Origin of the sequence: Methanofollis sp. W23 (assembly GCF_017875325.1) — an archaeon.
In the GTDB taxonomy this organism is placed as follows: domain Archaea; phylum Halobacteriota; class Methanomicrobia; order Methanomicrobiales; family Methanofollaceae; genus Methanofollis.
On the sequence record NZ_JAGGMN010000001.1, the window covers coordinates 2225616 to 2246748 of the forward strand.

At 60.8% G+C, this 21133-nt stretch carries 18 protein-coding genes and 2 tRNA genes; 11 read left to right on the top strand and 9 right to left on the bottom strand.

The genetic code is table 11. The annotated features are described in order from the left end of the window. Window positions 1–1351: 1351 nt before the first annotated feature. Window positions 1352–1424, top strand: a tRNA-Gln gene (locus J2129_RS09510). A 47-nt stretch (window positions 1425–1471) separates the two neighbouring features. Continuing rightward, window positions 1472–2308: a TIM barrel protein gene (locus J2129_RS09515; RefSeq protein WP_209630637.1), complete on the top strand. Its 837-nt coding sequence runs from the start codon at window positions 1472–1474 to the stop codon at window positions 2306–2308. 1301 nt (window positions 2309–3609) lie between these two features. Here the strand turns inward: J2129_RS09515 and J2129_RS09520 are convergent. From J2129_RS09520 to J2129_RS09530, 3 genes are read right to left on the bottom strand one after another with little or no spacing between them, the layout of a single operon-like run. Next, the gene (locus J2129_RS09520) at window positions 3610–4338 is read right to left on the bottom strand and encodes a DUF1614 domain-containing protein (protein ID WP_209630638.1); all 729 of its coding nucleotides are present in this window, start codon (window positions 4336–4338) and stop codon (window positions 3610–3612) included. A gap of 21 nt (window positions 4339–4359) precedes the next feature. Beyond that, window positions 4360–4965: a fibrillarin-like rRNA/tRNA 2'-O-methyltransferase gene (locus J2129_RS09525; RefSeq protein ID WP_209630639.1), complete on the bottom strand. Its 606-nt coding sequence runs from the start codon at window positions 4963–4965 to the stop codon at window positions 4360–4362. Continuing rightward, complete coding sequence (locus tag J2129_RS09530) at window positions 4962–5807, bottom strand: RNA-processing protein (RefSeq protein ID WP_209630640.1); 846 nt, start codon at window positions 5805–5807, stop codon at window positions 4962–4964. The genes J2129_RS09525 and J2129_RS09530 overlap by 4 nt, the downstream gene beginning before the upstream one ends. Before the next feature lie 158 nt (window positions 5808–5965). On the opposite strand from J2129_RS09530, the gene J2129_RS09535 reads away from it, so the two are divergent. Beyond that, window positions 5966–6892 carry a calcium/sodium antiporter gene (locus J2129_RS09535; RefSeq protein WP_209630641.1) on the top strand — a complete coding sequence of 309 codons (927 nt, stop codon included), beginning with the start codon at window positions 5966–5968 and terminating at the stop codon, window positions 6890–6892. Between the two features lie 740 nt (window positions 6893–7632). Here J2129_RS09535 and J2129_RS09540 read toward each other — a convergent pair. After that, a complete protein-coding gene (locus tag J2129_RS09540) occupies window positions 7633–8865 on the bottom strand; it encodes a tripartite tricarboxylate transporter permease (protein ID WP_245320723.1) in 1233 nt (410 codons plus the stop codon). Between the two features lie 60 nt (window positions 8866–8925). On the opposite strand from J2129_RS09540, the gene J2129_RS09545 reads away from it, so the two are divergent. From J2129_RS09545 to J2129_RS09560, 4 genes are all read left to right on the top strand, one after another. Further along, window positions 8926–9624 carry a uroporphyrinogen-III synthase gene (locus J2129_RS09545; RefSeq protein WP_209630642.1) on the top strand — a complete coding sequence of 233 codons (699 nt, stop codon included), beginning with the start codon at window positions 8926–8928 and terminating at the stop codon, window positions 9622–9624. Beyond that, window positions 9617–10552, top strand: a complete 936-nt coding sequence (locus tag J2129_RS09550) for an RNA-guided pseudouridylation complex pseudouridine synthase subunit Cbf5 (RefSeq protein WP_209630643.1) — start codon at window positions 9617–9619, stop codon at window positions 10550–10552. Before J2129_RS09545 ends, J2129_RS09550 begins: the two co-directional genes overlap by 8 nt. Before the next feature lie 21 nt (window positions 10553–10573). Then, window positions 10574–10658 (top strand) — tRNA-Ser (locus J2129_RS09555). A 659-nt stretch (window positions 10659–11317) separates the two neighbouring features. Then, window positions 11318–12220: a prenyltransferase gene (locus J2129_RS09560; RefSeq protein ID WP_209630644.1), complete on the top strand. Its 903-nt coding sequence runs from the start codon at window positions 11318–11320 to the stop codon at window positions 12218–12220. Here the strand turns inward: J2129_RS09560 and J2129_RS09565 are convergent. Further along, on the bottom strand, window positions 12209–12688 hold the full coding sequence (locus tag J2129_RS09565; protein ID WP_209630645.1) for a VOC family protein: 480 nt from the start codon (window positions 12686–12688) through the stop codon (window positions 12209–12211). The two genes, J2129_RS09560 and J2129_RS09565, sit on opposite strands and share 12 nt — an antisense overlap. Window positions 12689–12846: 158 nt before the next feature. On the opposite strand from J2129_RS09565, the gene J2129_RS09570 reads away from it, so the two are divergent. Continuing rightward, complete coding sequence (locus J2129_RS09570; protein WP_209630646.1) at window positions 12847–13044, top strand: hypothetical protein; 198 nt, start codon at window positions 12847–12849, stop codon at window positions 13042–13044. An 812-nt stretch (window positions 13045–13856) separates the two neighbouring features. Here the strand turns inward: J2129_RS09570 and J2129_RS09575 are convergent. Then, window positions 13857–15083 (bottom strand): amidohydrolase, encoded by a 1227-nt coding sequence (locus J2129_RS09575; protein ID WP_209630647.1) that lies wholly within the window; start codon window positions 15081–15083, stop codon window positions 13857–13859. Window positions 15084–15803: 720 nt separating this feature from the next. Between J2129_RS09575 and J2129_RS09580 the strand changes: the two genes are divergently transcribed. Both J2129_RS09580 and J2129_RS09585 read left to right on the top strand, forming a co-directional pair. Next, on the top strand, window positions 15804–16808 hold the full coding sequence (locus J2129_RS09580) for a DUF523 and DUF1722 domain-containing protein (RefSeq protein WP_209630648.1): 1005 nt from the start codon (window positions 15804–15806) through the stop codon (window positions 16806–16808). After that, the gene (locus J2129_RS09585) at window positions 16805–17221 is read left to right on the top strand and encodes a hypothetical protein (RefSeq protein ID WP_209630649.1); all 417 of its coding nucleotides are present in this window, start codon (window positions 16805–16807) and stop codon (window positions 17219–17221) included. The genes J2129_RS09580 and J2129_RS09585 overlap by 4 nt, the downstream gene beginning before the upstream one ends. Here J2129_RS09585 and J2129_RS09590 read toward each other — a convergent pair. From J2129_RS09590 to J2129_RS09600, 3 genes are read right to left on the bottom strand one after another with little or no spacing between them, the layout of a single operon-like run. Beyond that, a complete protein-coding gene (locus tag J2129_RS09590) occupies window positions 17206–17610 on the bottom strand; it encodes a rhodanese-like domain-containing protein (protein ID WP_209630650.1) in 405 nt (134 codons plus the stop codon). The two genes, J2129_RS09585 and J2129_RS09590, sit on opposite strands and share 16 nt — an antisense overlap. A gap of 33 nt (window positions 17611–17643) precedes the next feature. Next, window positions 17644–18411, bottom strand: a complete 768-nt coding sequence (locus tag J2129_RS09595) for an ABC transporter permease (protein ID WP_209630651.1) — start codon at window positions 18409–18411, stop codon at window positions 17644–17646. A gap of 1 nt (window position 18412) precedes the next feature. Continuing rightward, window positions 18413–19351 carry an ATP-binding cassette domain-containing protein gene (locus J2129_RS09600; RefSeq protein WP_209630652.1) on the bottom strand — a complete coding sequence of 313 codons (939 nt, stop codon included), beginning with the start codon at window positions 19349–19351 and terminating at the stop codon, window positions 18413–18415. A gap of 789 nt (window positions 19352–20140) precedes the next feature. On the opposite strand from J2129_RS09600, the gene J2129_RS09605 reads away from it, so the two are divergent. Further along, entirely contained in the window at window positions 20141–20692 is a 552-nt protein-coding gene (locus tag J2129_RS09605; RefSeq protein ID WP_209630653.1) for a DUF308 domain-containing protein, read from the top strand. Window positions 20693–21133 lie beyond the last annotated feature (441 nt).

Genomic DNA, 21133 nt, shown 5'->3' on the forward strand with positions numbered 1-21133 from the left:
AGCATCGTGCCAGGCACCGACATGCCTAGCGTGACCCTGGCGCAGGGAGAGGGGAGAGCAGGATACCAGAGCCGAGGGTGTCCCTGCCCCTTGATAGGGAAGATCATACGTTCCCCGCACCACGAGAGCGCATGCATGCACCCATGATCATTTCTCCTGTTTCCCATAGAAGGGGATGACGATGCCGGGAGAGATATACCCGGTCTTCAAACTGGTGGGAATCCCCGCGCCCATATTCTGGCAAAAACTTTCTTGACTCCCTCTATTGGATCACTCCCCATGCTGATCAGATACTCCCTGAGATCATCCTCGACCATCTGGAAGAAAGAGGACTATAGGGATCTGAGATAGATGAAGAGGCCATCCCAAAATTCTCCTACCTTACCGTTGCAGAAGAGAGCGGGGGGAGATGGGTGAGAGATCTTCATCCCCCGCGCGCAAAGAAGCACCCCTGACCTTTCCTCACGATCGCACCAGGAGCACATCGAAACACTTCGTGTTTCTCATGTTCGCTGTCGCTCACATCTCGACGATCAGAGATCGTCTCAACCTCGTTCTCACCCGTCTCTCCCGTGATGACGACGAGGAGGGGGAGACATCTTTGATGGTCCCGAGGAGGAAATTCCCGTCTTCCTCCTTATCTTTTCTGGGGTGTGAAGCGCGAGCAGACATGAGATCATCTCAGATTTTCGAGTAGACGAGAGGGCTGAGAAGTTCCCCAGCAGAAAAAAACATTCAGCCCTGTAGAAATCTTCACTTCTTTTGGTTTGAGTATGATTCAACCACCTTCCCCCCATCTTCTCACCAGGGGCGGGTGCTGCCCTGACCCCGGAGATGAAGACAGGGTCAGGAGAGCAGAGAACCATTCTGAATGAGGGGGGGGTCCATCCCATTTGTGTAGGACTCAACGGGATCTGGTCAATTCAAATGCTGATGCAGACCAAAAGAGATGATCGCCTGGATCATTTTCATGGTAAACCCTTACCCCCGCCTTCTCCAATCGATCGCGCCGGGGCGCCGCGCCCCCGGCAGAGAGCATCGCCAGGAGAATTTCTACAGAACCAAAGATTGCTCCATCATAAAGACCGGCCGCCTGCCTCTCCTGATGTGGAGGGAAGGGGAGTGGGGCCGGGGCAAGACGATATGCACCCCCCTGTCCCCGCGGCGCGTCACCGCCGCCCGACCCCCGCACACTCCCACGGCCTACAGGCCCCTGATATGGAAAAATTACCCAGAAATCCCGTTTGATCCCCCTCGTCGACCCGGCATCCATGGTGCGCCCCTGACAACAGGGAGGGCGGGCCCGGCCGTCACCTTTTTCTTTTGTGACGTAGAACTCATAGAAGCCCATAGCCCGGTAGTGTAGTGGTCAATCATGGAGGACCCTGGATCCTCCGACAGCAGTTCGAATCTGCTCCGGGCTACTCCTTTTCCGACAGACTGATGCGTGAGCCAGTGCTAAGAGTGAGGCATGAAACGGCTGTATCTGGTCGGGGCCGGGGTCCGCTCTGACGACGAGAAGACATTCCCCGCCCTGGCAGCGATGTATCATGCAGGCGAGATCGACCATATCCAGGTCCAGATCAACCCGGAAGAACAGCGGACTTTCAGGCAGCATATCGAGACGATCGCCTCGGGCGGGGTCAAGATCGTCATCCATGCCCCTCACCACGGCCACGGACTCAACCCCTGCGCGCCGACGGCCTACGAGACCTGGAGCGAGGCCGATGCACAGGCCTGGATCGAACTCGCCCTTGCAGAGACGGCCGAGGCCGCGGACCTGACCGGGGCGGAGACGATCGTCCTCCACCCCGGGCGGTACCTGCCTGGCAGACGAGAAGAGGCGGCGGCGACCTTCGAGACCTTCCTTGACGAATACTTCGACCCCAGGTTTGTGCTCGAAAACCTCCCGTCAGTCCACACCGACTACCCCCTCCTCGGCAACACCGCCGACGACCTGAAGGCCCTGGGCGGGGGGCGAATACGCGGCTACTGCCTCGACTTTGCCCACCTCTTCTGCACGGCAAATTATCTCAGGGTCCCGTACGCAGACCTCCTCGCCCCCTTCGCCGACCTACCCCTCCGCCTCTTCCACCTTTCCAACAGCAGAAAAAACTCGATCACCGACGAACACCTCGCCCTCGACCACCCCGACGGGGGCCTCAACTTCACCGAGGTCATCCCCTTCATCGCCGCGCACCCCGAGATCGAGACAAGCCTGGAATACAAGGAGAACGACCCCAGGGTCTATGTGAAGCAACTCAGGGCCTTTGACACCCTGTACCGGTTACATACCCGGTCCCGTTAAACCGGGAAGCACCTACCAGGGGCATCCTGGTACCAGACTACAGGGCCACCCTTCCCTCATCTTCAATAACCCCTCATTAACCTTATTTTCGAGAACGGCCACCCCAAACGAGGGTCATATCAGGCAGACCTGCGATCCCGGAGATATGAAGCCATTTCATGAAATACCACGAGATCCGCCGGACCTCTCCACCTCCTGGAGACCTGCAAATGCGAGATAGAAGGGAAACATCAGATCCACCAGAACAGAGGATCTACGAGCCGCGAGACTTCCTGGAAATCGGCGCGATTCTATGCGAGATATGGAGATGTTTCCCGAAAACAGGGATTCTGTAGAATAGGGCATGAACGCCTGGCCCACGCATACGCGATGAAAATTCTTGGTGGTCTCCGGGTTATGAATCCTTACTCTCTCTTCGAAGCAGGAAGCACATGGGACCACCAGTTCATTGCCGCCTACACCCATCTTCGTCGTGGGGAGACGACCCGAGGGGGTCGACAAGTAAGATTCTCCGATGAGGGCGGCCGATCTGATCGACGTGCCTTCCTTCCTACAGGCTTGCGCCAGGGGCAGCGCCCCCGGCCGAAGAAGGGGGAAGGCGGGTGACACACTTTCTCCCCACACGAGAGGTGCGGGTTTACCATGAAAATGATCCTGAAGATCATATCTCCTGGATTATAGAAGGGTTTGAATCCACCATACACCTTCGGGACTAATACGCAGAGTGCAGATCCATCTCCTGCATGATCAGCCCTCTTCCTTCCCGCCCCTATCGTCATCCCTGGGGTCCGGGGGCAGCGCCCCCGGCACGAGGGTATGGGAAGATGTGATGATCATGGGTGCCGCCCCCAATCGCAGAACCTTCATTGCCGTCTCGCGCCGGGGGGTTGCACCCCCCGAACCCCCCACGAAGAAGATATGCAGGGGGCGGCGATGAAACCGGATCTTCCAGATCCCCAATCGCGAGGAGAAAGATCCTCTTAAACTCTGTAGCGCTGCTCAGAACGATTTTCATCGCGTATGCTTGAACCCCATGTTCATGCCCGATTCTACAGAGCTTGAATATGAAAGATGGTAGACAAAGAGGGCATCCCAAAACCCCTCTGGCCCAGAAAAATAAGTAGATTGAGGTTCTGAAGCACGATCTCGTGCAAGAGAGGGGTGCCGCCCCTCGATCTCTGCGATGATGATTGAAGTGGGGGAGGCAGAGGAATGGCCAGCCAGAAAAAATCCCGGTCCTGATGATTGATCGTGCCAGGGATACTTTTGAGATATGGTCAGAGCCTGCAGAAGAAAAAAGATCAGGCCAGGAAGGCCGCGAGCACCCCACTGAGAAAGACCCCGTCGAAAGTGCCCGCGCCCCCGATACTTACCATCGGGGCGCCGAGTTCTCCAAGCCGTCTGAGGTTGAGAAGGTCGGCGCCGATGAGCGTCCCGAGCGTCCCCGAGATATAGGCGATCACCGGCGCCGCGATCACCGCCGCATCCCCCCCGCCCGCAAAGAGCGCAAGGACAAGGGCGACGATGAGGGCGGTCAGCGGCGGGACAAAGAACGGCGTGGCGATCCCAAGTCCAGGCACCGGGCGGGCCACCCAATGTGTGACCAGGGTGACGACCAGCACCCCGATCAGGGCGAGGAAAAAGACCGTGGCCCCACCAGGGATGAGCAGCGCACGCCCCAGAAGATAGACCGAGACCAGGAGGGGGATCAGCGCCCCGCCAAGGTTGATCGCCACCGTCGTCTCGGGCGCGACCTCGGGGATCTGGTAGACCCAGCCATAGAGAGGACTGTAGGTCTTCTCCATCCGCACCGGCCCGCCGGTCCTGAGCGTGGTCAGCGGGATATTGACCAGGCTCCCGACCAGCGTGAGAAAGAGGAGGAGAAGCACCGCCCCCGGGGGGAAACCCAGTTTTGCAAAGGCCGAACCGATGAGACTGAGGAAGAGGAACGGGATCAGGAGGAGGAGAACAAGAAAGAGAAAACCGATCATCAGCAGGCTGAACGGGTTGAAGAAACACCTGCGGGCCATGAAGAAGAGAAGGTGGAGATCTTATTTCAGGGCTTCGCAGATGATGGCCGCATGGTCATGATGGTAGGGCTCAAGCCACCGCACCTCCTTCACCGCAAGCCCGCCCTCCTCCAGGGCGCGGACCGTCTCGTCCGCGACCTCCTTCGGGCTCTTCCTGATGTCCACGCTCCTGGTCTTGAGCATCAGGATGAAGGTCCCGCCAGGACGGAGGAAGGGAAGGTTTGCAAGGGCGATCCGCACCTGGTCAGGCTGGGCCACATCCTGGTAGACGAGGTCCACCTTCTCGACGACCCCCTGGTAGAATTTTGGACGCCCGGCATCGGCCATGATCGGGATGATATTCTTCCTGCGCCGGCAGACCTCGAGGAGATCCTGCACCGGGCGGGGAGCGAACTCCACCGCATAGACCACCTCTACATAGTCGGCGACATGGGAGACCGTCGTGCCATTGGCCGCGCCGAGGTACAGCACCCGCATATCTGCGGTGAGGTCGAAAGCGCCTCCCAGCATCGCATAGGCCGCAAACTTCGAGCGGTACGGATCCCAGACCCGGTACTCCCCGACTGTCCGCTCCCCGTACACCCCGCCTTCGCCCTGCGAGACCAGAGCACCGTCGAGCCAGATCATGCCGACTCTCCCGCGGCATCGACCCGCGCCTGCGCCTTCTCAAGAAATGCCTCGTCCACCTCGCCGCGGTAATAATCGATCCGCGCCGCGATGACCAGTTTGGCAGCAAGCACCCTGGCCACCCGCCCTCTGAGGTCCTTTCGGGCATTGTGGACGCGCCGGTGCTGGAAGATCACCCCGTGTTTCGGGGAGGGGGCGCTCCCCCTGATATGGGAGAATAGGGCCGAGCGCGCCCCGAGCACCTGCACCGTCGCCGCAGGCATCCTGGAAAGAGAGGAAAGACCCCCGGCAGCGGCCATCACCCTGGCCGCGACCAGGCCGCCGACAAGCGCGCTCATGTTCGGGAGGACGACATCCGCCCGCCTGGAGACGTCACGCGCCAGGCGCCGGCGCATCTCTCCAAGCCCCTGGATCTCCCGGCCCACCTGGCGCAATGGCGGGGAACGGCTCCGCATGATCCGGCCGGTCAGGGCCTTCCCGCCCCGGCGGTATTTCCTGGTGAACCCCGGGTCGATGACGGCCTGCCAGTCCACCGCGCGCTCGATGAGGAGATTGATGATATGGTCGACCTCGTCGAGAGTCCTGACCATCTGGAGGAGTTCGACGTCCTTTTCTGAGAATTCCTCCGCGACCCGCTCCCTGGCCAGGGCAATGCAGGCGCCCCTGAGAGAGGCGAGATAGGCCTCCCGGTCGGGAACAGCCCCGGATTCCTCGGCCAGTCTCCATTCAGGGATAAGGAGGTCAGGACCAAGGGTCCGGATCCGTCCTGCAAGGGCCTCGGGGTCAGACCCGGCCAGATCCCACCGGCCTTCGTCGAGGTCCCCGAACCAGTAGCGCTCCATAGTACAAGTGTGGGCAGGCAGGGAGTATTAACCTAACAGGCGCGAGCCCTGTTCAGGTCGGGAACAGTACAAGAGGATCCAGACCTGACCGCCCCTTCACAGGAACAACCTAATAGCAGGCGCGAAAGACCACTACGGACAAGGAATACTGACAGATCATGATCATCGAAGCCATCATCTTCATTGTCGGCATCATTCTTCTGGTCAAAGGTGCGGACTATTTTGTCGGCGGAGGGAGCGGACTTGCCGCGCGTTTCGGTGTCTCTGTAGCGACCATCGGGTTCACGGTCATCGCCTTCGGGACCTCGCTCCCCGAGTTCGTGGTGAGCATAAATGCCATCATCGCCAATGACGGCGGGATCGCTCTCGGCAACGTACTCGGCAGCAACATCGCAAACATCGCCCTGGTCCTCGCCCTCTGCGCGGTCATCAACCCGAAGATTGTCGGGAGCCGGGCGACTTCAGGACTGATGGTCAGGGAGACCGGGCTGATGCTCGCGGCCACCGTGCTCTTCCTTCTCCTTGCCATGAGAGGGACGCTCGATATGCTGGCCGGGGGCGTGATGCTCATCGCCTTTGTCGCCATCCTTACGGTCCTCTGGCGAAGCGGGGGGGCCGAGTCCGACAGCGAAGAGGTCGAGTCACACGGGAGAAAGGACATCGCCCTCACCATCGGCGGACTGATCGCCGTGATCATCGGGGCGCAGCTCGTCGTCGACACCTCGGTGGCGATCGCCACCTCCCTTGGGGTGCCCACCTTCATCATCGGGCTCTCGATGGTGGCGATCGGCACCTCTCTCCCAGAACTTGCGACTTCGCTCGTGGCGATCATGAAGGGCGAGGGCGGGATCTCGGTCGGGAACATCCTTGGCAGCAACATCTTCAACCTCCTCCTCGTGATGGGGGTCGGGGCACTCATCTCCCCGATCCTGATCGGGAGTCTCACCGACGTGCTCGTCACCCTGGCCTTTTCCGCAGCGGTCATCCCCCTCTTCCTCTTCGGTGACCGGCTGACCAGGGTCTGGGGGGCCGGGCTCCTCGTGGCATATGCCCTCTATATCGCCTCGATCTTCGGGCTGCTCTGAATGGCGCCGTGGTGGACTCTCATAGAACCACTCTGGAAAACCATCTCTGCATGGGATCGGCGCCCGCGCGAAGAGAGAAAGAAGGGGCGGCGAGGGTGGGACTCCTGCCTCTCTTCCTTTCGTGACGTGAATGACAGGAGATGACCTCTCCACCGCTCGGCGGTGATAAAAAAAGTTCTTCGCATATACCCAGACCAGGGCCTTGTAGAATTCGGCATCACCCCCTCACTCACGCATACGCGATTGAACATGATCATGGATCTCCTGCTCGTGTACTGATCCGGGTTCTTCCTTCTGAGCACGACACCACGCGGCAACATCATCGAATGACCACACCTGCCTATCCTCGTCGTGGGGGGTCCTGGGGGGGGCACAGCCCCCTGACTCTCCGGACCACGATGAGGACGAGAAGGCAGAATAGATGGACTGTGTAGAATACCTCTAGATAGCCATCTCGGCGGGGGGGGCTCGCCGCCCCCGGCGACAAGATAGGGGGAGGCGGCTGCATCATACTCGAACCAAGAAAAAATGAGGATTTCTACAGAGCCAATAGATGACCATAACAAACAGGGGCAATGGCATGGGACACCCACCCACAGAGATCCCTGTCCAGAGGAGACCCCTACACACCCTGAAGATCAATAGGGATTTTCCCTCCCTGAAACCCCCCACAACGTATAATCAAACCGTCCAGAGTGATGGCCAATCACGTGGGCCCTACAGAACCAATTCTCCAGAAATTAAAAGACCACCACCCCGAGAGAGGAGAGGATGACCGGGAGCATCACCGCCCCCATGCAGGAGACCCTCCTCACCTGGACGAGCGCCGGTACGGTCCCGACCAGGGTCGCCGCCGCCAGGACAAAGAGCCCAAAGGGACCGCAGAGGAGAAATGAGAGCGCGGTGACCGAGAGGACCACCGCAGTGTGGAGGGGGCGGAGCCTCACTCTGGCAAAGAGTGCCGCCGCCCCCGAACAATAGAGCGTGAGGAGATAGGCGATCGTCGCGGCGAGGGCAGCGACGAGAAGGAGGAGCGAGAGCGGAGGGAGGTCGAAGGCGGCGAGGGCGACCATCACCCCGTTTCGTGTTCTGCCAAGGGCGTACAGCGCCGACAGTCCGAGGAAGGCGTTGGCGGTGTTCGCGGCGCTGGTGGCAAGCAGATATCCCCGTCGGTCCTGGCCATAGTCGATGACCGAGGCGAGGAGGGCATTGGCGGTCGCATTCGAGAGTCCTGGAAGCCATCCGACGACCGCCCCCGCCACCGAGCCAGTGAAGGTGCAGCGGAGCACCTCTTGTCTCTCAGGGTACGAGACCGGTGCGGCCTGGGCGGGCATCCGACCCCCAGTCGCGGAGAGGATGACCGCCACCCCAAAGAGCCCTGAGAGGAGGGGCATCAGGACCGAGGTGCCCCCGTGCCAGGCAAGAAAGGAATACCTGAAGACAAAAAGCCCGAGAAAACCTGAGACCAGGAAGACCGCGGCCGACCACTCTGGCGACTCCGAGAAGACGACCAATGAGCAGGCGACGACGATGAGGAGGAGCCCGATCCCCCAGTCAATCGCGGGCTGCAGGAGTGGGAGGAGGCCGAGGAAGAGGAGCGAGAGGGGGAGAGCCCAGGCGACGGCGCTGGCGCTCCCGAGCGCGGAGACCCGGACCGCCTCCGCACCCCGCCCCTCCATACAGAGGGCATGGGCAGGGAGGACCATCACCGCGGTGTCCGCGTCAGGCACCCCAAGGAAGGTGGAGGGGACGCAGTCCAGGAAGGTGTGGGTGATGAGGGCGGCGACGAGGGCGGCAGCAAGGGGGACGGTCCCCAGGGCGCCGGCCAGGAGCGGGGAGACGGAGAGGAGGAAGGCGGCCATGGTATTGACGTGCACGCCAGGCACCAATCCGCTGACCACGCCCAGCACGACCCCCACCAGGGTTCCGATGAGGAGGGAGACAACCACAGAGCAGACTCGGGGGCCACCCATATATAGTTCCCGACCCTGGAGGGAAATGGTGATATCTCCGCCGCACTGATCATTCCTTCGATGTTGATCGCGATCACCAGGCTCCCTCAAAAGGCGGGGAGGGACGCCGCCCTCTGTGCCGAATTAGGTCATGAGTGTTATACTGTCTCGCCGCTCAGGGCCGAACTCATCGAAGACGCTATCGCCCGGTTTGTGGCAGAGGCGAACCGAGGCGCCTTCGACTGTATCTTTTTCACCAGCGCCCTCCCGGCAGAGGTCATCGCTCCCAGACTCTCGCTCCCCGAGACAGTGAGAGTCGTCGCCATCGGGCCGCAGACGGCGCGGACCCTTGCACAACATGCGATCAAGGCCGAGACCCTCCCGTCCTTCTATTCAGCAGACTTCGCCCCGTACCTGGGCGCGTGGCTGGCAGGGCGGCGGGTCGGGATCCCGCGGGCCGCCGTCCCGAACCCCGGGCTTCTGGACGCGATCAGGACCGCGGGCGGGGAGGCGTGCGAGTACCCCTCCTATCATCTTGTCCCTTCAGGCGAGAGCCTTGAGACCGAGCGGGCCGACGTGGTCCTCTTCACCAGCGCCTCCTCGTTCAGGGAAGCGGTATGGACACGCCGCACCGGCCAGAGCGTCGCCGCCATCGGCCGGGTCACGGCCGCGGCGATGGAGGAAAGCGGGGTCTCCCCTGACGTCGTCGGCGACGGGTCTCTTTCCGGCACACTTGCTGCCCTGAACAGGTGGACCGAGGAGATGAAGCACCATGCCTGAACGCCGGCGAGTGCCAGGCACCCCTGCCGCCGGACTTGTCGTCATCGACAAACCGCAGGGACCCTCCAGCCACCAGGTCGCCGCCTGGGTCGGGAAGATGCTCGGTGTCCAGGTCGGGCATGCCGGTACCCTGGACCCAATGGTCTCAGGGGTGCTGGTGGTCATGATCGGCCCGGCGGCACGGCTTGCCCCGGTCCTCCTCAAAGAGCGCAAGGAGTATGTCTGCGCCATGCGCCTCCACGGCGACGTCCCCGGGGAGGTGGTCGATGCCGCCGCAAAGGAGTTTGTCGGTCGGGTCTACCAGCGCCCACCGCGACGGAGCGCGGTGAAACGGAACCTGCGGATCAGAAAGATCTACGAACTCGAGGTTCTTGACATGGACGGGAGGCTTGTCCTCTTCAGAGTGGTCTGTGACGCGGGGACGTACATCAGGTCCCTCTGCCACCACCTGGGCCTGGCCCTCGGGACCGGGGCCCACATGCAGGAACTCCGCCGGACCAGGTCAGGGAATTTCACCGAAGAGGAGGCATACTCCCTCCATGACCTCAGGGACGCTGCTGAGGCCGCACACGGAGGGGACACCGCCGCGCTCGAGGCCCTGATCCTCCCGGCCGCCGCCGGGACCGGCGACCTGCCCAGGGTCGTGGTGCGGGAGACCGCGGTCGACGCCCTCTGCCATGGGGCGTCCCTCGCCGGGGTGGGCGTGCGCTCAAAGACGAAGTACAAAAAAGGTGCGATGGTCGCGGTCTTCACCGAGAAGGACGAACTGGTCGCCCTTGGCGAAGCCCTCGTCGACTCCTCCGCCTACGAACCCGGGCAGACCGGCCTCGTCGTCGCCCCTAAGACCGTGATGATGCCCCCAGGCACCTACCCCTCCCACTGGACTCGCAGGCCGCCGGAGAAAAAGGATACCATTAAAACACCCTGATACAAATAGAATAAGGCACGAGCTGAGGTAGTCTAGCGGTAGGGCGCGGGCCTGGAAAGCCCGTGGGGCGTTGAGCCCCTCGGGAGTTCAAATCTCCCCCTCAGCGTCTTTGTTTTTGTAGAGATCCTTGATGATACTCTTTCCATAAGGATCTGATGAAATTTCGACTTTGTAGATTCAGATATGAACCAAGACACGCCTCACGCATACGTGATGAAGATGTCTCGTCGTTCGATCTCTCTTTTTCAAGACTGAAGAACCGGCGGGGATCGTGTTCAATCACCGCCCCCCACATATCCTCATCGTGGGGGTCCGGGGAGTGCAACCCCCCGGCGCGAGATGGCAGGGAATATTCAACACTTGAAGACGGCCGATAACCCAGAAGAAGTTTCTCTCCTCCGTGTATGGCCCTCAATAGGATTTCTTAACAAGCAATCTTCAGGATCATTTTCATGGAGCATACCCCTACACTCTCTTGAGGGAACATCTCCTCGAACTGAAGCGTCTCCTTCCAGAAATTCTGAACCATCCTCCTCCAAGAGATACACCCCTAGCACGAAGAGGAGTAAAGGTGATTGACTCACGCTCGCACCTGAGATCAGAGATCTCACAATTCCAAGATCTCTACCCTGAAAGAACCAAGAAGACCTGAAGATCTCTGCATTCAGGTGAGAGTGGCCACCCCCTCCAGACCGTGACCATATCCCTGAGGCGCCGCGACCTATATCAGAGGGCACCCCCTCACCAGGGTGAGGGCCATGATCTATGTCGTCCACACTCTGCGCCCTGATCAGGCTGGGCCGTCTTCCTTTCGTCCTCGGAGGGGTCGTCCTCTTTGCCTATGGGGTGCTGGTCGCCGGGTTGACAGAGCCGTCTCCTGTCCCGGCCAGACTCCTCCTCGGCTGCCTGATCCTTGCGGCCGGACAACTCTCGGTCTCCTATTCCAACGACTACTTTGACCGCCGGACCGATGCCCTCGGGAAGAGAACCCATATCTCTGGCGGGAGCGGCGTGCTTGGTGAACGCCCCGACCTCGCACCGGCGGCCAGGTGGATCGCCCTTGGCCTGATCGTCGCCTCTCTTCTCCTTGCCCTCTACTACATCCTCCTTTATCCCGCCCCCTGGTACTTCCTCCTCTTTGTCCTGTCTGGAAACCTCATCGGATGGTATTACACCGCCCCGCCGCTCGCCCTTGCATATCATGGGGGCGGTGAGGTGGCGACCATGCTCACCTTCGGTCTCTTCATGCCAGGGATGGGCTACCTCACGGCGACCGGAGAGTTCAACCTCTTCTTTTTTGCAACCATTCTCCCTCTTTTCTTCCTGGGGCTTGCCTTCATCATCACCGTCGAACTCCCTGACATGGAGGCGGACCATGCCGCAGGGAAACAGACGCTGGTCGCCTCCTTGGGGAGGAAGAAGGCACAGGTCATAGCCATCTTTGCCTGCGCCCTTGCATCCCTTCTTTTCTTCATGGCAGGACCAGTCCACCAGGTTTTCTGGATGATCACCCTCCTCTCACTCGTCCCGCTCACACTCACGGCCGTCACACTCCGGGCGTGTCCGCCGGACCGTGACGGCGCCGTCTCTGGTGCAGGACTGACCATGGCGGGACTTGTCGTCTTCCTGATTGGTGCCGACACTCTCCTGCTCTTCTCACTCCCCTGACCCTCCAGCACCTTCCCAGAGCCCAAAACGGTTTTTCTCGGTGTCCTCGCAGACCGCCAGGAATCCCATGCCTGGCACCTCGGTCTTCCCGGTGAGCACCTGTCCGCCCAGGTCGACGACCCTCTGGAGATATGCCTCGATGGAGGGGACGTCGATATAGATCATCATCTGCTGGTCAGGCGCCTCCCGCCTGAAGAGGTCCCCCCCGACCTCGCCGCCAGTCTCGACCATCCAGAAGTCTTCCTTGAACTCTGCCGGGAATGGCCTGACTTTCCAGCCGAAAAGAGACTGGTAAAATTTCTTCGCCCGGCCGGTGTCGGCCGCAGGGATCTCAAACCATGTGACGGTGGGCATGGACCTGAGTCTGCCGAATCTATGATAGTCTTTCTCATGAACCTGTTCTATCAGGATAGGACCAAGGACGGCAACGCACCCGTCATGGTCGTCATGCTGCCTTCGAGACCTCATCGAGGTCCTGGGGGGCCCAGGCGGCACTCCCCCCAGGTGCGAGGATGCAGGAAGGCGTGATGACCTGACGTGCCGCCCTCAATCACAGGATCCTACCATCTCCCGCGGGGGAGAGCCACGGACTCCCGAAAAATGGGGAAGATGGGTGAGAATGCACAATGGACAGACATAATGATGGGGTTGCCGTCATCGACCCCTCTCCAGACGTGGAGTTCAGGAGAAAAGCGGAGAGAGTTGAAAATGTTGGCTTTGGAGAAATCCTCTGGATCGTTCTCTTCGCCGGGGGCTTGGCCGCCCCCCGGGCCCCCCACGAACACGATTGGTCGTGGACGGCAATCCCTCTTCAGGGAGTTTGAATATGCCTTCCCGGCGGGAACATGGGGGAAGGCGGATACATCACGCTCACACCAGGATACGCAAGGGTTTCTACAAAACCAAAATATTTCGAATTTTCGGCTCTGTAGAATCAGACATAAACTCACGCTCAAGAATACAAGATGAAAACAATCATGAGTCTCCTACTTGTGTACTGAACCGGTGTTCCTCCTTCAGAGCACGACACCACTCGGGACGAACATCGAATGGCCGCACCCGCCTATCTTCGTCGTGGGGGATCCGGGGGCAGCACGCCCCTCCCCACAGAGATTCATCAAGAGGAATTCTATAAACTCGATATTTTTAATATGAGGTCATCCCAAAACTCTCCGGTCCTCATCCTCACCGATTGATAGCGATGGATGACAATGAAGAGATCCCAGTTTTTTCATCGCGCACCCATGCATTCGTCGCCTTCCCACCTCTTTGGCCGGGGGAGCTGCCCCCGGACCCCAGGGATGGCGATGGGGGCGGGAAGGCAGAGAAAAGATCATGAAGACGGGACGCAATCCGCCACCAATCTTCATCGACGGGGAGTCCGGGGGGCGGCAAGCCCCCGGTCGATGAGAGCTTTTAGAATTTCTGGAAGCAAGCACTTCAGTTCAAGGAGATCTTCAACCAGAGAGTTTTGGGATATGCTCTATTTTTATTCTGTATGCCTGAGCCCAAAGTTCATGCCGAATTCTACAGATCCCCAAAATATCTCTGGAACACGCCTACAACTGAGCAGGCCAGGAATAGTCGCGAACGAGAGGGAAGGGGGCGACGAGAGAAGCATCCCACCCCCACGATCTTATCCAGACCTCTCCTGATCCTTCCCGACGCAGGTGAGGGCGGAGGCGACAAGGGTGAGCGTCGCGCTCCTGATCGCGTTGGTCTGCTCAGGGGCAAAATGTGATGAGTGGAGGTACGGCCCTGGTTGCCCCCCGACCATCGTTCCGAACCTGAAGTAGACAAGCGGCACCCCCTCCTGCCCATAGATGGCGAAGTCCTCGCTCCCTGAAAGAGGCGCGATCTCAATGGCCTTCCCCTCGCCGAGCACCTCTTCTGCTGCCGCAGCGCACCGGCTGGTAAGTCCAGCGTCGGTGACCAGCGGAGGGACCGACTCGTCGATGACCGTGACGACCGGCATCAGATCCTCGGGGACGCCGGCGGCCCTGGCGACCCCGGTCGTGACCCGGCGGACGGCCTCAAGCCCCTGATCCCTGACCGTGCTGTGATGATAGCGCAGGTTCACCTTCATCGTCACCTCGTCAGGGATGGTGTTGTGCTTGCTCCCTCCATGGACCGCAGCGATGGTGAGCACGAAGAACTCATTCGGGTCGATCTCCCTGGACCTGATCGTCTGGAGGGCGAGGACCATCTGGGCGGCGATGACGACCGGGTCTCTTGCCTGGTCAGGATGGGCGGCATGCCCCCCGATCCCCCTGACGACGATGTCGATCGACTCGCCCCCGGCAGAGAGGACGCCGCTCCGTGTCCCGACCGTCCCGGCCGGGATGTCTGGACCGGCATGGACGGCGACCGCACACACGGGACGGGGGAACCTGGTAAAAAGCCCGTCCCTGAGCATCGCCCGCGCCCCTGCCACAGTCTCCTCGGCGGGTTGGCCCACAAAGAGGAGCGTCCCAGACCATGCCTCCCGTATCCCGACAAGCACCCCTGCCGCCCCGACAAGAGAGGTCATGTTGAGGTCATGGGCGCAGGCATGCATCACGCCAGGGCGCCTGCTTGCATAGGGGAGCCCGGTCTCCTCCTGGACCGGCAGGGCGTCCATATCGGCCCTGAGCATCACGACCGGTCCCGGCCCGTTCTCAAGCACCCCGACGACCCCATGGCCGCCGATCTCAGAGGTGACAGAGATGCCCGCAGCCTCCAGTTCTGCGGCAAGCAACTCTGCAGTCTGCTCCTCTCCCCCTGAAAGTTCGGGTTCGGCATGGAGGTCCTGGTAGAGGGCGACGAGTGCCGGGAGTTTGCGGCCGACCAGATCGTCGATCTCTGTTCGTATCTCTTCACGCACCTGTCATCACCATCCTCCCCTTGTCATGGATGGCTAATATAGTACTTCTGATCGGCGCCCGTGAAGGTTCATCCTCCTGAACCCGCCCGCCGCACCACCTCGACGAGACTGAGGGGCCTGACATCTCGGTCATCGAAGACGAGAACATCACTGTCCACGGTGCAGAGGCGGGTTCCCCTGGGTGACCACAACCATCAGCCCTTCCTCAGCTCTCCTTACTTCCAGGACCAAGACTTCTGCTGGACGATCGAACTCCTGGTGTGGTCTCAGGCGAAGGTCAGGATCTTCTGGACCGATCGGCACCGGCATGATTGTCCTCAACGCCGACCTGAAGACGGACCACCTGATCATCATGCCTTCTTCGCCTCACGCCGGGGGGTGCACCCTCCTGCCCCCCCCCACGACGAGGACAGGGGCGGGGCGGCGAAGGAACACAATCTTCACCTGCACTTCAGTCTCGAAAAAGAGCGATCAAGTAAGGAGAGATGTGCATCCCATATGCCAGAGGCGTGAACTCGCCTCATACTGAATTCTACACCTCGCTACAGAACCGACATTTCCAAAGAGTGTGAATGTCAAATGCCACGTCATTCCTGCACCATGAGGATCAGAGATCATCTCACCTCCTCCTGAGCCACATCTGCGTGACCTCATCACCCTGACTCAAGGGGAAATCTCTATCTCCCGGGCCCCCATCCAACCCCCTCGAGGTGGGAAGATATGCAGACCTTTGCGCGGCCAAGGGTGGTGGTGAGCAGGTGCATCGAGTTCGACCACTGCCGGTGGAATGGGGACATGATCAGGAGCGAGGTGGTGGGGCGGATGAACGCGCACGTCGAGTTTGTGCCGGTCTGCGCCGAGGCGGAGATCGGGCTCGGGATCCCGAGAGAGCCGGTCAGGCTGGTGGGGGAGGGCGACGAGGTCAGGCTGGTGCAGCACGAGACCGGACGGGACGTGACCGAAATGATGACCGGGTTTGCCGCCGCGTTCCTCGACGACCTGGGCGAGGTGGACGGGTTTCTTCTCAAGTCCAGGTCGCCTTCATGCGGGATCAAAGGGGTGAAAATCTACTCGTCGATGAAGGGCGGCGCCTCCAGAGGGACGAGGGCCGGGCTCTTCGCGGAGGCGGTGCTCTCACGCCACCCTGACCTCCCGGTCGAGGACGAGGGGAGGCTGCGGAACCGGCGGATCAGAGAGCACTTCCTGATCAGGCTCTTCACCCTTGCCGGGTTCAGGGAGGCACGGGCGCACGGCGACCTCCAGGCCCTCTCTGAGTTTCACGCCAGGAACAAATTTCTCCTGATGGCATATAGCCAGAAAGAACTCCAGACCCTCGGGAATGTGGTGGCAAACCAGGAATCGCAGCCGTTCGAAGAGGTTGTCGCGACCTATGAACGTCATCTCAGGGCCGCCCTGAAAAATCCCCCAAAGGCCACCTCACGGACCAATGTCCTCTTCCATGCCCTGGGATATTTCAAAGACTCTCTCTCTCCAGAAGAGAAGGCCTTCTTCCTGGAGACCGTCGAGCACTACCGGAAGAACGAGGTGACCATCTGCCCGAACCTGACCATCCTGCGCTCATGGATCGTGAGGTTCGGGATCGACTACCTCGCAGAGCAGACCTTCTTCTCCCCCCTGCCCCCAGGGCTGATGGAGGTTCCGCCCGACCTTTCGCAGGACCAGCGCGACTACTGGAAGGAGGAGAAAGGGAGGCCAGGACTGTGAGACCTGGCCCGGCCCTGACCTGTCTTGTGGGCACCGTCGTCGTGGTCGCACTCGTCTCGGGGTGTCTTGGAGAGCCAGACGGCTCGCTCCCCCCGCCGGTCGAGTTCATCCCTGAAGTGACCGGTGGCGGCACAGGGGACGGGCTCATCATCAGGTATTACCCCAACACCACCGAACCCGCCTCATACTCGGTCACCTTCGAGATCAAGGTGGCCGGGGAGGTCACCGACGCCGTGGCCGGAGAGAGCTTCTCCGGCATCTCGGCCGCCCACCCGATCGAACTCCCGCCCGTGCCGGCAGGCGCAGGCGACGAGGTGAGGGTGCAGGTCACCATCTTCGACGAGTACGGCCGGATCGTGCACACCGAGACCACCACCTTCCTCGCCGGCGAGGAACTTCAGGTGACGACCTGATATTCGGCCGCCTTCCAGGCGGTGATCCCCTCCTCCATATTATACACCTCGTCACACCCTTCTTCGACCATCACCGACGCCGCCCCCGCACTTCTCACGCCGGTCCGGCAGTAGACCAGGCAGGTCGCCCCTCTCTCGAAGGCCCTGACCTCGTCCCTGAATGCCGGGTCATACCAGTCGAGATTGACCGCGCCCTCGATGTGCCCGGCGGCAAACTCTTCAGGCGTCCTGACGTCCAGGAGCACGAACCCCGGGTCCCCCGCACGTTCCTGGATGAGGGCATGGGCCTCGTCGACCGAGAGGTCGGTCCATGCCGTCCCCATACAGCCTCCCGCACCGAGGGCCAGCGCAAGGAGGAGCAGGGGGAGGGCCTGATACTGATCTGGCATGGAGGAGGATCTCCCGGCCCTGATATAAATCATTCAGGTTGACTCGCTCCGCTCAAAGGACCAGGCGCCAAGGGCAAGAAGCAGAAGAAAGAACCCGGTGAGGATGACGGCGTCGGTCATCAAGGGAAATGAGGAGACGCCGGTAAGAACACCGCGCAGCCCGTCCACCCCATAGGTCAGGGGATCGGCGTACGAGAGCGGCTGGACCCAGAGAGGGAGGTTCTCGACCGGGAAGAGCGCACCTGAGAGGAAGAAGATCGGGAAGACGACGAAGTTCATCACCAGGGTGAACCCGTGGATGTCCTTCATGTTCGAGGCGAAGATCAACCCCATCGAGATGAAGGTGGTGGAGATGAGGAGCATGAAGAGCGCCGCGGCCAGGAAGGCGAAGAACCCGGGGTACGAGAAGCCCATCAGCCCTGAGAGAAGAAGGATCAGAACCCCCTGGAGGAGCGAGGTCGTCGCCCCGCCGGCCGTCCTGCCAAGGACGATCGAGATCCTGCTCACCGGGGCGACCATGATCTCTTTTAAAAACCCGAACTCCCTGTCCCAGAGCACCGAGATCCCGGCAAAGGTCGAGGAGAAGAGGAGGGTCATGCCGACGATCCCGGGGACCAGGTAGGTGATGTAGTCGATGCCCTCAGGGATCCCGGGGACCGTGCTGGTCCGAAACCCGAACCCGAGGAAGGCCATGAAGAAGAGTGGCATCCCGAGCGTCCCGACGACCCTGGACTTCGCCCTGAAGAAGCGCTTCATCTCCCTGAGCCAGAGAACATAGATCGCGGTGACCTCGCGGTTCATCTCAGGCCTCCCGGATCGTCCTGCCGGTCACATGAAGAAAGACGTCTTCAAGGCTCGGTTGTCTGAGATTCACCGAGACGATCTCCAGTCTTTCGGCCGCCGCCATCGCCACGAGGGCCGCCACCCGCCGGTCCCCTTCTTCCACCACAATGGAGATGGTCTGGCCGGCGCCTCCCACCTGCCTGACCCAGGGCTCCTCGTGCAACCGATTTTTAAACCCCGCATCGTCCCCCTCGACCCCGAGGGTGATGAGGTCGCCGCCCAGCGAGGTCTTGAGCGCCTCAGGGGTATCGAGGACGCTGATCTTTCCGTGGTCGATGATGGCCACCCGGTCGCAGAGGTAGTCGGCCTCCTCCATATAGTGGGTGGTCAGGACCACCGTCACCCCCTCGTCGCGGTTGAGTGCCTCGACATATTCCCAGATGCGGCGGCGGGTCTGTGCATCCAGGCCGAGGGTCGGTTCGTCGAGGAAGAGGACTTTCGGGCGCTGGATCAGGCCTCGGGCGATCTCGAGCCGGCGCTTCATTCCGCCAGAATACTCTGAGACCAGGTCGTCGGCCCGGTCGTCGAGTTCGACGAGCCCGAGCACCGCCGCGATCCGGTCCTCTCGCGCCTGCCGCGGGATCCCGTACATCATCGCGTGAAAGTCGAGGTTCTCCCTGGCGGTGAGGTTGGTGTCGAGGGCCGGTTCCTGGAAGACGACCCCGATCTGCTGGCGGACCCGGTCCCTTTCAGTGGCGATGTCGGCGCCGCCGACGGTGGCCCGCCCCCCGGTCGGCGAGAGGAGGGTGGTGAGCATGTTGATGGTCGTGGTCTTGCCCGCACCGTTCGGCCCGAGCAACCCGAAGATCTCGCCGTCCTCCACGGTAAACGAGATCCCGTCGACGGCGACAACCTCGTCGAAGGTTCTGGTGAGCCCTTCCACCTGGATCGTGGCCATAAGATTACTTCTTCCCCCACCGGTCAAAGTATTTTTTGATGAGCGCGGCACGCACGGTGATGCCCCCCTCATCCCAGGGAGCAGATCTCAGAAATATATAGTGCCTGTACACTCTGAAGGGCCAATACGGACCTTCCAGGAAATGTTCAGATCATATCTCTGTCCGGGCAGTGCTACCTCCCTGACCCTCTGGATGAAGAGTGGGCCAGGAAGGCAGCGAGAAGCCATGAAGACGGGATGCGATCCTCCGCCAATCTTCATCAGCAGGAATCCCCTGGGGACGGCACGCTCCCCGGTGGAGAGGATAGGGTTCTGAATTTCAGGAAGGAAAGACTTCGGTTCAAGGCGAGGGTCGGGCCTCAGAAGCTGTGGGATATGGTCTGTAGAAATCCTCCTCGTTCCCGGTCCCCCCTGCGCACCAAAAGGTCGAGGACGGCAGCACTCTCATCATAGCCGTCCATTCTCCCTTCCCGACCCCACCGTCATCCCGGGGATCAGGGGGGCACTCGCCCGGTGGGGGCTATGGGAAGGCATGATGATCCGACGCCCCGCCGTCTCGCCCCGGGGGTGCACCCCCCTGACCCCCCCCCACGACGAAGAGAAGCGGGAACGGCGAGTGAACACGATCCTCACCTGCTCTTCAGTCTTGAGAAAAAGAGAGACCACGTGACAAGAAATTTTCATCCCATATGCGTGAACCCGAAGGTTCATGCCAGATTCTACAGAGCCGAGTTTCGAAAAAGCCAAATATTATTTTCCCGTCCCTTATGCATAATGGAAGAATTCGAGATGGAAGTTGTAGAGATCAACCCCAGAGAATGGGGGTCCTTTGTCATACGGGGAGTGGCCGCGGTCCTCTTTGGGGTGGCGGTCCTCTTCTGGACCGAGATCACCCTCGAACTCCTGATGATACTCTTCGGGCTCCTGGTGATCGTCTACGGCATCACACTTGCGGCCTACGGGTCTACGCGACCGGTCGGGGAGACGAACACGACACTGACCCTGCTCATGGGCGTGCTCGTCGTCGCCCTGGGGGTCGTCGCCGTCGCGATGCCATACCTCGTGGCGGCCCTCATCGTGACGGTGATGGGTGCGCTCGCACTTGTCATCGGGGCCGCTGACCTCGGGCTCGCCATCTTCTCGATGAAAGGACACTCCCACCGGGGCCTCCTCGCACTCTCCGGAATCCTCTCGATCATCCTCGGCCTGTTCTTCCTGGTCTATCCCCTGCTTGGCGGGATGCTCCTGGTCGCCCTGTACCTCGGCGTCTTCGCCATCCTCTCAGGGGTGCTCTCGATCGCCGTCGGGATCGCCCTCAGGGGGGAGGCAAAAGAGACCTGACACTCTTTTCTGGATCTCTGAACTCCTCCTGACGGATCGCTCTGCCAGAGAACTACCCTCCAACAACTTCAGGTCATCTCATCTTTCTTCCAATCGCATTTCGAAGAACGAGAATATTCTCAAGACCTGGCCCTGTAGAACCCTTATCTATTCTCGGTGCACGCGCGATTCAACCGCCTCTCCCCGTCTTTTCGCCGGGGGCGAGTGCCGCCCAGACCTCCGGGATGAAGAGAGGCCCAAGAAGGCACACTCAATCGCCATGAAGAGCGTAATGCCGTTCACCCCTTTCTTCGCGCAGGGGACCGGGGGGGCCGGCCAAGCCCCCCGCCAAAGATAACTGTCCGGAGGATTTCTACAGAGCCCAAGATCTCTCCTTTCGCACCCCACAGAGGAGTGAGAGAGGAGGGCAGACCCCCGCGAAGAGAATTATCCAGAGGTGTC

Excerpts from the sequence above, each read along its gene's own strand:
- J2129_RS09595 (WP_209630651.1), bottom strand. The coding sequence starts at position 18,411 with ATGAACCGCGAGGTCACCGCGATCTATGTTCTCTGGCTCAGGGAGATG.
- J2129_RS09550 (WP_209630643.1), top strand. The coding sequence starts at position 9,617 with ATGCCTGAACGCCGGCGAGTGCCAGGCACCCCTGCCGCCGGACTTGTC.
- J2129_RS09580 (WP_209630648.1), top strand. The coding sequence starts at position 15,804 with ATGCAGACCTTTGCGCGGCCAAGGGTGGTGGTGAGCAGGTGCATCGAG.
- J2129_RS09570 (WP_209630646.1), top strand. The coding sequence starts at position 12,847 with ATGGACAGACATAATGATGGGGTTGCCGTCATCGACCCCTCTCCAGAC.
- J2129_RS09560 (WP_209630644.1), top strand. The coding sequence starts at position 11,318 with ATGTCGTCCACACTCTGCGCCCTGATCAGGCTGGGCCGTCTTCCTTTC.
- J2129_RS09520 (WP_209630638.1), bottom strand. The coding sequence starts at position 4,338 with ATGGCCCGCAGGTGTTTCTTCAACCCGTTCAGCCTGCTGATGATCGGT.
- J2129_RS09535 (WP_209630641.1), top strand. The coding sequence starts at position 5,966 with ATGATCATCGAAGCCATCATCTTCATTGTCGGCATCATTCTTCTGGTC.
- J2129_RS09565 (WP_209630645.1), bottom strand. The coding sequence starts at position 12,688 with ATGAGGTCTCGAAGGCAGCATGACGACCATGACGGGTGCGTTGCCGTC.
- J2129_RS09545 (WP_209630642.1), top strand. The coding sequence starts at position 8,926 with ATGTTGATCGCGATCACCAGGCTCCCTCAAAAGGCGGGGAGGGACGCC.
- J2129_RS09530 (WP_209630640.1), bottom strand. The coding sequence starts at position 5,807 with ATGGAGCGCTACTGGTTCGGGGACCTCGACGAAGGCCGGTGGGATCTG.
- J2129_RS09600 (WP_209630652.1), bottom strand. The coding sequence starts at position 19,351 with ATGGCCACGATCCAGGTGGAAGGGCTCACCAGAACCTTCGACGAGGTT.
- J2129_RS09590 (WP_209630650.1), bottom strand. The coding sequence starts at position 17,610 with ATGCCAGATCAGTATCAGGCCCTCCCCCTGCTCCTCCTTGCGCTGGCC.
- J2129_RS09540 (WP_245320723.1), bottom strand. The coding sequence starts at position 8,865 with ATGGGTGGCCCCCGAGTCTGCTCTGTGGTTGTCTCCCTCCTCATCGGA.
- J2129_RS09605 (WP_209630653.1), top strand. The coding sequence starts at position 20,141 with ATGGAAGTTGTAGAGATCAACCCCAGAGAATGGGGGTCCTTTGTCATA.
- J2129_RS09525 (WP_209630639.1), bottom strand. The coding sequence starts at position 4,965 with ATGATCTGGCTCGACGGTGCTCTGGTCTCGCAGGGCGAAGGCGGGGTG.
- J2129_RS09515 (WP_209630637.1), top strand. The coding sequence starts at position 1,472 with ATGAAACGGCTGTATCTGGTCGGGGCCGGGGTCCGCTCTGACGACGAG.